The sequence below is a fragment of the Streptomyces sp. a15 genome, from assembly GCF_059026085.1.
The window spans coordinates 1-12,649 of record NZ_JBWLKM010000146.1 but is presented as its reverse complement, the minus strand read 5'-3'; the positions used below and the strand labels follow the sequence as shown (position 1 = coordinate 12,649).

Here is a 12,649-nt window from a genome sequence, read left to right as displayed (position 1 = left end):
CCGGACCACGGACACGATCCGTGCCGCCGGACCGCGGAGCGAACGCGGGCAACCAGAACGCCCAACACCGCTCGGGGTGTTCGGCTGAGCATGGGTTCTGGCAACAGGACTCACTTCCCGCTCAGTCTTTAGGGACGGTTGCGATGAAGACGCACCGGCCGATAGACCGCACGGTATTCGAAATGCTGCCCAGGTATCACTGTCTGTCGCAACGTTCACAACGGGCGCTCCGGAAGCCGGATGTCGGCAAGTATCCAGTCGCGAAGTGAGACGTCAAGAGTTCATGCACGCAACTCCCCGCCGCAGAGGCGTTTTCTCCTCGCGCTCTCCTCATCTGCCCATGGCAGCACGGCTGTTGGGCGCAGGTGTCTCCTCCAGTGGGAAGTGGCAGGCTGCTGTATGGGATGCCGTCGCGAGCGGAAACACAGCGCTGGGGGCGGTTTCGGCGCAGATGTCCTCCGCTCGCCAGCACCGGGTCCGGAACCGGCATCCGGACGGCGGGTCGGCCGGTGAGGGGATCTCGCCGGTGAGGACGATGCGCTCCCGCTTCGCCCTGCTGCCGCCGGCCGCCAAGGAGGGCGCGGCCGACAGAAGGGCGGCCGTGTACGGGTGGTACGGGCGCTCGAAGACCTCCTCCGCGGGGCCCGACTCGACGATCCTGCCCAGGTACATCACGGCGACGCGGTCGGCCACGTGCCGCACCACGGACAGGTCGTGCGAGATGAACAGGTACGACAGCCCCAACTCGTCCCGCAGGTCGCCGAGCAGGTTGAGAACCTGTGCCTGCACCGACAGATCCAGCGCGGAGACCGGCTCGTCGCAGACGATGACCTCGGGCTCCAGCGCGAGCGCGCGGGCGATGCCGATCCGCTGCCGCTGACCACCCGAGAACTCCTGCGGGTAACGGCGGGCGTCGGACGCGCGCAGCCCGACCATCTCCAGCAACTCGCCCACGCGCGCCGCCCGTCGGGAAGCGGGCACGAGGTCCCGGTGGGTGAGCCAGGGCTCGCCGATCAGATCCGCCGCACACAGCCGGGGGTTGAGCGAGCCGAACGGGTCCTGGAAGACCATCTGGACCTTGCGACGCCAGGCGAGCAGGCGGGCGCCCGACAAGGTGAAGGGATCGACCCCGTCGAAACGAACGGTTCCTTCGTCGGGGCGCTCCAGCATCAGCAGGATCCTGGCCAGCGTGGACTTCCCGCAGCCGGACTCGCCGACCAGGCCGAGAGTCTCGCCGCGGCCCAGGCTCAGATCCACCCCGTCGACCGCGCGCATCCTCCTACTGCCCTTCGCGGTGCGCGGTACCGCGAAGCTCTTGACCAGGCCGGCGGCCTCCAGCAGCGTCCCGGGCTCAGGCATCGGCGAGTTCCTTCCCGAAATGACAGGCGGCGGCACGATCGGCCCCGGTCGCGATCAGTGTCGGCCGGTGCGTGGCGCACACCTCGCGGGCGATCGGACAGCGCGTGCGGAAGGCACAACCGGTGGGCACGGAGCGGGGATCGGGCGGGCTCCCGGGAATCGAGCTCAGCCGGGTGCCCTTGTGCTGCTCGGCCGGCACCGACTCCAACAGCCCTCGGGTGTACGGGTGATTGGGCTTGCCGAACACCGTGGCCACGGGGCCCGTCTCCACGATCGTACCCGCGTACATCACGGCGACCCGGTCCGCATGGTCGGAGACGAGCCCCAGGTCGTGGGTGATGAGCACCAGCGCCATCCGCTGCTCGCCGCGCAGTTCGCCGAGGAGATCCATGATCTGGGCCTGCACGGTGACATCGAGTGCCGTCGTGGGCTCGTCGGCCAGCAGAACCTTCGGGCGCAGCGCGACCGCCATGGCGATCAGCAGCCGTTGCCGCATACCTCCGGAGAACTGGTGCGGGTAGGCGCCTGCCCGCGAGCGGGCCTCCGGGATGCCGACCCGCTCCATCAGTTCCACCGCTTTGGCCCGCGCGGCGCGACGGGACATCCTCTCGTGGATACGGAACGGTTCGGCGAGCTGCGCGCCCACCGTGTGGACGGGGTTGAGCGCGCTGAGGGCGTCCTGGAAGACGATGCCCAGGCCGGGGCCGGCGAGCCTGCGCCTGGACCTGCCCGAGAGGGCGAGCAGGTCGTCGCCGTCCAACCGGGCCTGTCCGCCCACGACTTCCGCGGCGGGTTCGAGCAGACCGGCGACGGCGTGCGCGGTCATGCTCTTGCCGCATCCGGACTCGCCCAGCAGGGCCAGCGTTTCGCCGGAGCGTACGGAGAAGCTCACGCCGCGCACCACGGCGGCCGGGCCGGCCGGGGTGTGGATGTCGACGGAGAGGTCTTCCACGACCAGGGCGTCGGGCTGCGGCGATGCGCTCGCGGGAACCGGCGCGGTGGTGCGGTGCCCGAGGGCCGGGCCGGGTCCGGCGGAGTCATGGCCGTCATGCCCGTCATGCCCGTCATGCCCGACGATGCGGCCGGGCGCAGCGGTGTCGTGCTCGACGGCGCGCGTCGAGGCGGCTGCCTCGCGCTCGTCCACCGGGACCGATGCTTTCGCGCCGCGGTCGGCCGCCGCACGGCGGCGCAGCATGCGCCGGCGGCCCGGCAGACCGTGCCGCCACCGCTGCCCCGGGTCCGTCGACAACCGGGCCCAGGCCGCTAGGACGGTCGCCGACACGGTGGTGACGACGATGGCGAGACCGGGAAAGACCGCGATCCACCAGGCGCTGCTCAACTCCTGCCGTCCTTGAGCCACCATCAGTCCCCAGCTCACGTCCGGCGGCTGGATGCCGATCCCCAGGAAGCTGAGCGACGACTCGGTCAGCATCACGAAGCAGAAGTCGAGGGCGGCGACGGTGAGCAGGGTGGGCAGGACCGTGGGAGCGACGTGGCGTCGGATGGACGCCCAGCTGCCGGTGCCGAAGGTGCGGGCCGCGTCCATGAACAGCCGGCTGCGCAGCTCGGCGGACTCCGCTCGCGCGGTGCGCAGATAGACGGGGATCCGGGCGACGGACAGGACCAGCACGATGGCGGCGGCGCTCGGCGAGAAGACGTAGAGCACCACGACGGCCAGCAGCAGGGACGGGAAGCTGAGGATGACGTCGGCGATCCGCAGGGACACGTTCTCGCGCCAACCCCCGTGAAAGCCCGCCCACATGCCCCAGATCGAACCGACGACCAGTGAGCACAGCACCGCGGGCACGGCCACCGACATCGTCGTGCCGGCCGCCGCTATCAGCCGTGCGGCGACGGGCCGCCCCAGGGAATCGCTGCCCAGTACGTAGGCCCAGCCGTGGTCGAGGCTGAAAGGCGGCCGGCCCGGATCACGCAGGTTCTGACGCGTCGCCAGATCCCCGACCAGGAAAGGTCCCAGTACGGCGCACACCGCGACCGCGACCAGCACCAGCGCCGCCGCGAAGGCGAACCGGTCCTGGAGGAGCAGAGCGGGCCACCTGGGACGTGACGCCTGCTTGTCCGCCTTCAGGTCCGACGCCTGCTTGTCCGCCTTCAGGCCGGGCTCGTTGTCCTGGCCGCTGTTCGGCTCCGTCCGGAGCATGTCCCCTCCTTGACTCACGCCGCCGCCCGCAGTCGCACACGTGGGTCGAGGAGCGCGTGGCAGATGTCCACCAGGATGTTGAGCGCGAAGATCACCAGAGCGGTCACCAGCACAGCCGCCTGCAGGACCGCGAAGTCCCGCTGCAGCACCGAGTCGATCATGAGCTTGCCGATGCCCGGCCAGCCGAAGATCGTCTCGACGACGACCGCGCCGTTGACGAGACCTACGGCGAGGTCACCGGCAACCGTGAGCACCGGTGCCGCGGCGTTGCGCAGGGCGTGTCCGAAGACCACTCGTCCCTCGCTGGCGCCCTTGCTGCGCGCCACCTTGACGTAAGGGGCCGACAGCGCGGACACCATGGCGCCACGGACCACCTGGACCAGCACCCCGAAGGGCCGGATGAGCAGCGTGGCCACTGGCAGGACCCAGGCCGTCGCGCCGTTCGTGCCGGAGGTGGGCAGCCAGCCCAGCGTCACCGCGAAGACGAGCACCCCCATGATGGCGAACCAGAAGTCGGGGACGCTGGCGGCCGTCGAGGACAGGAAGCTCGCGATCCGGTCGGTCGCCGAGTTGGGACGGTAGGCCGCCAGACTGCCGATCACCACGGCACCCACGAGGGCGAGCAGCATCGTCCACCCGGCCAGTTGGAGGGTGGCGGGGAAGGCCCGCAGCGCCGCCTCGCCGGCCGGCTGGGCGGTGCGCAGCGACTCACCGAAGTCGAGACGGGCGACCTGTGCCACGTAGTCGCCGAACTGGCTGACCAGCGGCTGGTCGAAGCCGTTGCGGGCGGCGAACTCGGCCCTCATCTCGGGTGTCGCACTGAGCGGGAGATACAGATTGGCGGGGTCTCCGGTGAGGCGGGCCAGGAAGAACACCCCGAGGACCACGACCAGCAGGGGGATGACGCTGGAGACCGCGCGGCGGCGCAGCATGATGAACATCGGTCCGCTCCTCCCTCAGTCCGCGCGGCGCATGTCGGCGAGCCGCATCTCGTCGTTGGTCGCCGAGTCCGGCCGGTAGCGGATGTCGGGGGAGAGGGCCAGGATGCCGGTCATGTTGGCCATCACGGCATCGCGTACGACCTCGTCGTTCTGCTGGGCGAAGGCCTCCGCGAACGCCTTCTGCCGCTGGACACCGGAGGCCAGTTGGGCCTTCTCGATCGCCGCGTCGAGCGCGGGGGTGCCGTAGCTGCTCTGCGCGCCCTCACTGCCGTAGATCTGTCCCATCGTGAAGGCGGCGTCTCCCGCCTGGTTGCCGTGCTGGGCCTGGAGGAGGGTGGGGCCCTTGCCGTTGGGGAAGGGGCGCAGCAGGTACTCCAGCCAGGCGTTGACGTCGAGCATCTTGATCTCGACCTTCAGTCCGGCCTTGAGCAGGCCGTCCTGCACCACCTCCATGGCCTCTGCGGCCTTCGGGTAGATGCCGTTGCGGCCGATCAGGGTGATGGTGGTGCCGGTCGGTACGCCGTCGGCGCGGGCCTGGGCCACCAGTTCCTTGGCGCGCTCCGGGTCGTACGGCCACGGCCTGATCCGCGGGTTGTACCCGGTGACGCCCTTCGACACCAGCTGCCCGCTGGGGCGGCCCGAGAAGACGGCCGTGACCAGCCCTTCCCTGTCGATGGCGTAGTTGATGGCCCGGCGGATCCGGATGTCGTCGAGAGGTGCCTCGGTGGCGTCGATCCTGAGGTACGAGACCTCGTTGGTGGTGAACTCCACCGCGCGGTCGCCCGCTCCGTCCTCGGGGGCGAGCCCGATGGCGACATCCGCCTCGCCGTTGGTGACCATGGCCGCGCGCACACTGCCCTCCGCCCGCCACACGTACTTGGCCGCGGCGAATTCGGGGGTCTCGCCCCAGTAGTCGGCGTAGCGCTTGAGCCGCAGAAAGCGGCCCTGGCTCCACTCGTCGACCCGGTACGGCCCGGTCCCGATCGGCTCACGCACCCGGGACACGGGGTCCGTACTCGTCGGCACCATCTCGACGAACGACAGGCGTAAGGGGAGGATCGGGTCGGGCTCGGCCGTCCTGACCTCGAGCGTCGCGTCGTCGACGGCGGTGGCGGTGACCTCGCTGTCGCTGAAGATGTATCCGTCGACGTTGCAGTCGATGGCCGAATCGGTGGCGCGTTTGATCGAGAACGCGGCCGCGGCGGCCGTGAAGGGCGAACCGTCATGGAAGGTGACGCCCTGGCGGATGGTGAAGGTCCATGAAGTGGCGGAGGCGCGTGCCCACTTGACGGCCAAGGCCGGCTCCAGTCGACCGGTGGACGGATCGCGCTCCGTGAGGGCCTCCGTGATGTTGGCGCGGGTCACTCGTCCGGTCGCGGTGAGCGAGGCGTCACAGGGCTCCAGGGTCGGCGGCTCCTCGGGCAGGACGATGCGCAGGGTGCCGGGACCTTCGCCGATGGGGTCGGCACCGGCGACGGAACAAGCGGAGACGCCCACGAGCGTGAGGACGGACAGCAACGCGCCCGCGGCGCGTTGTCGGGGGCGAGGGGCGCTCGCACGAGTGGTCACTGAGCCTGAACCGGTCACTGTGCCTCCATGGCCCGTGTGCGCTCGCTCGACCGAACCGAGTCGATCACGGACTGTCCATAAGAGAAAACCAGGTTTAGATATGTGGACGACTGATGGCTTGCCATTATGCGGTCGGTGACGGCGAGTGGGTCAAGGGGTGTGCAGCGGAACTCTGATCTTTGTTCCATGTCGGCGTGGGTGCCAGGTCTGCGAGCGGCCGCACGGCTGTCCATGCTCGTGAATGCGTCCGCCTCTTGCCTGGCGCGGCGCTTGGCCATGTCTCCCCGCGCCGCCCGCTGCGTAGCGGGTGAGGCGCGCGGCGGGGTGCGTGCTCCGGCGCGCCTGGCATCTTCGTACGACTCAATACATCGGATCTCTTCTGGATGTATTGACGACATGTTGCATCATCTCTCCCCCCTGCGCTCTGGGATAGATCCGATGAATCTCCGTGAGTCGTACGAGCCTCAAGGAGGGCGATGCCCAGCCCGTACAGCCGACCGTTCAGCCGTCCGTCCAGACGTACCGTGCTTGCCACCGGCTCCGTGCTCGGCGGGACGCTGCTCGCGGGAGGCCTGCCCGCCCCGGCCGGAGCGGCGAACGCGACGCCGGCCGGCTTCGATCCCTGGCGCACCGTCCTCGACGACGCCGACCTGGTCTGGCAGCGGATGCCGAAGACCTGGTACGAGGGCCCGTTCCTGGGCAACGGCTCCCTCGGTTCGGGGATCTACGCCGAACCGGCTGCCGAGGACGGCACCTTGCAAGCCGTCCGCTTCAACGTGCAGCACTCCGAAGTGCAGGACCACCGCCCGCAGTTCGGCTCACTGTTCGGGCTCGCACGGCTGCCGATCGGCCACTTCACGCTGGAGCCGGTGGGCACGATCACCGGCCTGGACTGGAGGCTCGGCCTGCGCGACGCCGAGCTGACCGGCACGCTCACCACGGACCGGGGCACCCTCACCATCCGCGCCCTGGTGACAACTCCCTCTCCACGCTGACCGTCGAGGTGACGCGCCGAACTCCTGCGGATCGACGACGAGTTGGCACCGCGCTGGCGTGAGGTCCTGGCCAGACGGGCCGACTACCCGACCGACGGCAACGGCTTCATGATCGGCGCGGACATACCCTTCGCCAAATCGCACCGCCACTACTCGCATCTCCTGGCCGTCTACCCGCTGTACGAACTGACCGGCCGCACGCCCGAGGAGAGGGCGCTGATCGAGAAGTCACTGGCCCACTGGGTGGGCTTCGAAGGCGCCCACCAGGACTACATGTTCACCGGCGCCGCCTCGATGTCGGCGCTGCTGGGCAAGGGGGGAGGACGCGCTCAGCTACCTGGGCCAGCTGATGACCCGCTTCATCCAGCCCAACACCATGTACCAGGAAACGGGCCCGGTCATCGAGACCCCCTTCTCGGCCGCCCAGTCCCTGCACGACATGGTCTGCCAGTCCTGGGGCGGCACCATCCGCGTCTTCCCCGCGCTGCCGGCTGTCTGGGCGGATCTGACAGTGCACAACTTCCGTACCCAGGGGGCATTCCTGCTCAGTGCCGTACGCAAGGACGGGGTGACCCGCTGGATCCGGCTGCACAGCGAGGCGGGCACCCCCTGCGTCGTACGGCACGGCATCACCGGCCCGGTCGAGGTACGGGACGGCAGGGGACGCCGTTGCGGTACGAGTCCGTGGGCGACGGTGCGATCCAAGTCGCCCTGCCGAAGGGGGATTCGGCGCTCATCACCGCCAGGGGCGACCGTCCCGACCTGAGGATCACGCCTGTCGAGCCGAACGAAGAGGCACCGCGCTGGGGCTGCCCGGCTGACCACCATGGCCGTCGGCCGGTTGTGCCGCGGCGGGCCCGCGCGTGCCGGAGCGGCTGCACGCGGGGCCAGCCCCGGTGGGGGACGCTGCTCAGTGGTCGTCCCGGATGGTGGCAGCTATGCCGTTGCTGACCTCGACCTTGGCGGGTCCTCGGCGACGAGGAACTGCTGTCGTCCTTGCCCGTGACCGCCACGATGTACTTGCCCGGAGCCAGACAGGTGACGGTGCCGGTCTTGAACGAGACGCTGACGCCTTTGGAGTCCTTGGAGTCCTTGGAGTCCTTGGAGTCCTTGGGGTCCGCCGCGTTCTCCGCGTTCTCCGCGACAGCGGCCGAGTCCTTCGCGGCTTCGTCGGAGAACTGGCACCAACGGACGTCGTCACCCAGGCTACGGAACGGCCAATGCCAACGCCGCATGGAACTGCACCGGCTCCGAGGACCGGCAGCTGACGGACAAGTACCCGATCTGTCCCGAGGGCAGCGGCGTGGTCCGGACATCCATCCATACGACATGCACCAGCATGCTTGCGGGCTGAGGAGGCGGTGGCACAGTGGTCTGTATGTGCGGTCGCTACGCCTCCACTCGCAGCCCCGAGGACCTGGTCCAGCTCTTCCAGGTCACCGACTGGCGTGCCGAGGAGGCACTGGCCCCGAACTGGAACGTGGCCCCGACCGACAACGTGTGGGCTGTCCTCGAGCGCGTCCCACGCGAGAAGGACGATGCCGAAGCGGCGGAGCGTGAGCTGCGGCCGCTGCGCTGGGGCCTGGTGCCCTCCTGGGCGAAAGACCTGAAGATCGGCGCGCGGATGATCAACGCACGGGTCGAGACCGTGCACGAGAAACCCGCCTTCCGCCGCGCATTCGCCCGCCGTCGCTGCCTGCTGCCGGCCGACGGCTTCTACGAGTGGGAGCAGGCCAAGGACCCCGCCACCGGCAAGGCACGCAAACAGCCGTACTTCATCCATCCAGAGGACGAGCAGGTCATGGCGCTCGCCGGCCTGTACGAGTACTGGCGCAATCCGGAAATCCGGCGGGACGACGACCCTGCCGCCTGGCTGGTGACCTGCACCATCCTCACCACCGAGGCCACCGACGCGGCCGGCCGAGTCCATCCCCGCATGCCGCTCGCCCTCCCACCGGACCACTACGACGCGTGGCTCGACCCCCGCCACCAGGACCCGGACGACCTGCGCGCCCTGCTCACCCAGCCCGCCGACGGTCACCTGGACGCCCGGCCGGTCTCCCCATCCGTCAACAACGTCCGCAACAACGGCCCTCACCTCCTGGACGAGATCGCCGTGTAGGTGTGCAGCGGTCCGGCGCCACCTCTGTGTCGCCGGGCAACGGGCCGGTCTCAGCCTCGCCCGGGTGGCGTGAGGCCGGGTCCGGGTTCCGACTGCCCTTCCTCGGTACGGCTCCGCCGCGGGCGTCCGTCTTTGACTCCGCCCGTGTCCAGGAATAGCCGCAGGCCCGCCCCGCGTTGCCGCGAGCATGACGACGAACGCGCCGCGACCCGAGGTACTGCGCTACACCGCCTTCTCCAGTGCCCCCGACGGCGGAAACCCCGCCGGTGTCGTTCTGGACGCCACCGCCCTGGACGACAGCGACATGCTGGCCATCGCCGCCGAGCTCGGATACTCGGAGTCCGCGTTCCTGACCGCGCCCCCGGAAGGCCTCGGCGGCCAGGAGGGGCGCGCGTACAGCATCCGTTACTTCAGCCCCAAGGCCGAGGTGCCGTTCTGCGGGCACGCCACCGTCGCGACCGCCGTCGCGCTCGCCGAGCGGATGGGCCCGGGGCAGCTGGTGTTCGCGACGCGGGCCGGCACCGTGCCGGTGGAGGTGACCGAGGAAGGCGGGACCGTCAGGGCCACGCTCACCAGTGTGGAGGCGCACATCGAGGAGATCGCCGACGCCGACCTCGCGGAGGCGCTCGCCGCGCTCGGCTGGCCCGCCACCGATCTCGACCCGGCCTTCCCGCCCCGTATCGCGTTCGCCGGCGCCCGACATCTCGTTCTCGCGGCGGCGACACGTGCCCGCCTCGCGGATCTCGCGTACGACTTCGCGCGCCTCGAAGTCCTGATGCACCGCTTGGACCTGACCACGGTCCAGCTGGTGTGGCGGGAGTCGGCCACCGTCTTCCATGTCCGTGACCCGTTCCCCGTCGGCGGCGTCGTCGAGGACCCGGCGACCGGGGCCGCGGCCGCCGCGTTCGGTGCGTACGCCCGTGAGTTCGGCCTGGTCCCCGAGGATGCCGTCCTCACCCTGCACCAGGGCGAGGACCTGGGCCGCCCTGGGGAACTCACGGTGACGCTCCGCGCGGGTGATCCGCGCGTCCGTGTCGGCGGCGCAGGAGCCCGCATCGGCTAAGGCGCCGGCCGTGCCGGTCACTTCGCGGCCCTCCCTACTTCGCTCCGCCATCTCCGACGGAGCGAAGTAGGCAGGGCCGTGCATCACGCTGCGCGCCCAGTCCCCCAGCCGCTCAATCCACCCGGCACGGCGCAACTCGGCCGAAGTCCTCGAGGGCGTGCGTCAGTTCAACACGTTCTCGAAATCGATGAACTCGGCCATCTCGAACTGGACAGGCTCACCTTCAACGCCACCCTCATCGAGACCGGCACCGAGTCCGATCGCCTGGCTCGCTCCATGTCGGCAGCGCGGAAGACGATGCCGTCTCGACACGCACACGAGGGTCCGAACCGCCTCCCGCTATTGCCGTGCGATGGCTTTGAGCCAGTCCTCGACGGCGAGGACATCTGCCCACTGCGGGAAGAGCTTTTCGATGAGCATCGTGTGCACCTCGGGGTCGGTGTCGAGGCAGGCATCCGCCAGGACGGTGAGGCCGAACTCCAGGTCGATGGCGTGCCACAGGGTGGCCAGCACTACAGCGCTGGTGGCAATGCCGGTGAGAACAAGGCTGTCGATGTCGCGAGCCCTGAGTACCAGGTCGAGGTCGCTGCCCGAGAACGCGCTCCCCCGCCTCTTGGTAACCACGACGTCGCCCTGCTGGGGCGCGACGTCGTCATGGATCTCGGTGCCAGGGGCACCCTCGGTGAACAGGCCGGCCCGCACGGCGTTTGTGATCACCTTGTTGCGAGGGCTGACTTCTGGATCACCCGGCCGTAACCCGATCACCACGTAGATCACGGGGATGCCGGCAGCCCGGGCACCGTCGATCGCCCTGCGCAAGCGCGGCAGATATCCGGAACCGTCGTCGGCGATGGCCACGATGTCCCGTTGGACGTCCATCACCAGAAGTGCGCTCTTCGCCATGCTTGCCGTCCCTTCTCCGTCGGGAAACAACGGGAAGTCTGGTGGATCAACCGAACTGCGGTGGAGGTTTCAGAGATCCTCATCGCCAAGTGGTCCCGACTCAAGCCACTCCCTGGGGCCGCTGAACGGCGTCACAGTCATCTCCGTCGGTGTCCTCACGCGTTCGCCGCGCCTCCGTGTCCTTTCAGCCATTGAGGCGTCGCAACTGCCGCAACACAGGTGGCGAGCCCGCCACGCGCACCGGAAAACCAGGTGCGTACGACGGGCAGTCCACCTAGCGTGCAGGGCATGCGCGTTGTTTTCACCAAGGGGCCCGGTACGAGTTACGACATCGCCGTGCACCGCGAGACCGGTGCCGCGCTCGCTCCGCGCAACGGGCCCGGTGGGCATCCGTATCTTCCCCACGACTTGGTGCACTTCCTCGTCGAGGCGGAGGCGGGCATCAAGCTCGGGGTCTACGGGCGGCTGGCCGCCGGTGACAACGGCCTGTTCTGGCCGGCCGACCCCGCGGAGCGCGCCAAGGCAGCCCGGCGTCGCAAGTCGAAGCGAGTGCAGTCATCCCCTCAGGCGAAGGCCGACATGGCCAGATCGGAGGAGCTGGCGGGCATCGCCGTACCCGTATGGGAGGTGCGGCACGGCCACGCGCGGGAGCTGCCGGCGTATGTGACGGCGGGGGAGATCCCCTCGGTGGTCGACCGGATCGTGTCCCGGTTCGACGAGTACGCCGACCGCTGGCACACCCTGCCGGTCGGAGGTTCGCTGACCCTGACGTGGTGACGCCGGCTCAGTCCACGGTCGGTGCGCTGCGCTGCGCGTAGCTTTCCAGCGGCTCCGCTGATGCCCACCAGGACCTGTAATCGAACGGCGGCCACGTACGCGCTGGCTTGCGCGTCAGACGGACTCCTCGTGGCCCGAACCATGGCTTGGCCGGCGCCTACCCGAACGACCAGTGCTCAGCCCGCGGTCTTGGTTCTGATGAGCGGTGCGTCCCGCGTGTCAGGAGCTCGACGTTCGCCATAGTGCGCCACTGTGCCAGGACTCCGCGAAGCCGTCGAACCGTTACCGGGGTCGCCGATCGCGGCAGTCAGCAGCACAACACGCGAAGCGCATCGTCGTGACGGCGGAGCCGATGGCAGACCGGGCGGCCATGTCCCGCGAGCCCCGGCTGGCTGGGAGTTGGGGGGCGTCGGCTGGGTTTCGTCAGTCGCTGGGAGCGTCTTGGCTGTCGGGTCCCGAGAACCCGAACTGTGTGACAACGGGCCCGCCCGTAGTCGACTTTGCCCCGTTCGACCTCGAACAGGGCCGCGACCCCGATCGCGGCTTCCCCACCCCCTGGGAGCCGTCCGGTCCGGCCCGGCTCGGCTCGGCTCGGGTTGATACCGCTGGGCTGGGCCGGACCGGAGGTCGGGCTGAGGGGTGGGATGGGTGTAGAGGACGTGGGCGGGGTGGTCGGGGTCGACCTAGGGGGTGTTTCGAAAGTCCTGTGCGGTGCCCGCGGTGTCCGGTGCGTGCTCTCGGCGTGCCGGACGAAAGGCC

10 protein-coding genes and 1 pseudogene are annotated in these 12,649 nt (G+C 69.6%); 5 read left to right on the top strand and 6 right to left on the bottom strand.

The window, feature by feature from the left end:
* Nucleotides 1-330: 330 nt before the first annotated feature.
* From AC5P09_RS49710 to AC5P09_RS49690, 5 genes and pseudogenes are all read right to left on the bottom strand, one after another.
* Nucleotides 331-1,359 carry an ABC transporter ATP-binding protein gene (locus AC5P09_RS49710; RefSeq protein WP_493880270.1) on the bottom strand — a complete coding sequence of 343 codons (1,029 nt, stop codon included), beginning with the start codon at nucleotides 1,357-1,359 and terminating at the stop codon, nucleotides 331-333.
* The gene (locus AC5P09_RS49705) at nucleotides 1,352-2,317 is read right to left on the bottom strand and encodes an ABC transporter ATP-binding protein (protein WP_493880271.1); all 966 of its coding nucleotides are present in this window, start codon (nucleotides 2,315-2,317) and stop codon (nucleotides 1,352-1,354) included. The genes AC5P09_RS49710 and AC5P09_RS49705 overlap by 8 nt, the downstream gene beginning before the upstream one ends.
* Nucleotides 2,318-2,626: 309 nt before the next feature.
* Nucleotides 2,627-3,178: pseudogene (locus tag AC5P09_RS49700) on the bottom strand (ABC transporter permease); the annotation flags it as partial.
* A 356-nt stretch (nucleotides 3,179-3,534) separates the two neighbouring features.
* Entirely contained in the window at nucleotides 3,535-4,461 is a 927-nt protein-coding gene (locus AC5P09_RS49695) for an ABC transporter permease (protein WP_493880269.1), read from the bottom strand.
* A 15-nt stretch (nucleotides 4,462-4,476) separates the two neighbouring features.
* The gene (locus AC5P09_RS49690) at nucleotides 4,477-6,030 is read right to left on the bottom strand and encodes an ABC transporter substrate-binding protein (RefSeq protein WP_493880268.1); all 1,554 of its coding nucleotides are present in this window, start codon (nucleotides 6,028-6,030) and stop codon (nucleotides 4,477-4,479) included.
* Nucleotides 6,031-6,506: 476 nt separating this feature from the next.
* On the opposite strand from AC5P09_RS49690, the gene AC5P09_RS49685 reads away from it, so the two are divergent.
* The 4 genes from AC5P09_RS49685 to AC5P09_RS49670 all read left to right on the top strand — a co-directional run bounded on the left by AC5P09_RS49685 (nucleotide 6,507) and on the right by AC5P09_RS49670 (nucleotide 10,210).
* On the top strand, nucleotides 6,507-7,025 hold the full coding sequence (locus tag AC5P09_RS49685) for a hypothetical protein (protein WP_493880267.1): 519 nt from the start codon (nucleotides 6,507-6,509) through the stop codon (nucleotides 7,023-7,025).
* Between the two features lie 349 nt (nucleotides 7,026-7,374).
* Nucleotides 7,375-7,791 (top strand): glycoside hydrolase family 95-like protein, encoded by a 417-nt coding sequence (locus tag AC5P09_RS49680; protein ID WP_493880266.1) that lies wholly within the window; start codon nucleotides 7,375-7,377, stop codon nucleotides 7,789-7,791.
* Between the two features lie 612 nt (nucleotides 7,792-8,403).
* Nucleotides 8,404-9,147 carry an SOS response-associated peptidase gene (locus AC5P09_RS49675; protein WP_493880265.1) on the top strand — a complete coding sequence of 248 codons (744 nt, stop codon included), beginning with the start codon at nucleotides 8,404-8,406 and terminating at the stop codon, nucleotides 9,145-9,147.
* A 187-nt stretch (nucleotides 9,148-9,334) separates the two neighbouring features.
* Nucleotides 9,335-10,210 (top strand): PhzF family phenazine biosynthesis isomerase, encoded by an 876-nt coding sequence (locus AC5P09_RS49670; RefSeq protein WP_493880264.1) that lies wholly within the window; start codon nucleotides 9,335-9,337, stop codon nucleotides 10,208-10,210.
* Between the two features lie 339 nt (nucleotides 10,211-10,549).
* Here AC5P09_RS49670 and AC5P09_RS49665 read toward each other — a convergent pair whose 3' ends face one another.
* Nucleotides 10,550-11,113, bottom strand: a complete 564-nt coding sequence (locus AC5P09_RS49665) for a cysteine hydrolase family protein (protein ID WP_493880263.1) — start codon at nucleotides 11,111-11,113, stop codon at nucleotides 10,550-10,552.
* A gap of 288 nt (nucleotides 11,114-11,401) precedes the next feature.
* Here AC5P09_RS49665 and AC5P09_RS49660 point away from each other — a divergent pair, with 288 nt between their 5' ends.
* Nucleotides 11,402-11,890: a hypothetical protein gene (locus AC5P09_RS49660; protein WP_266451850.1), complete on the top strand. Its 489-nt coding sequence runs from the start codon at nucleotides 11,402-11,404 to the stop codon at nucleotides 11,888-11,890.
* Nucleotides 11,891-12,649: the final 759 nt, after the last annotated feature.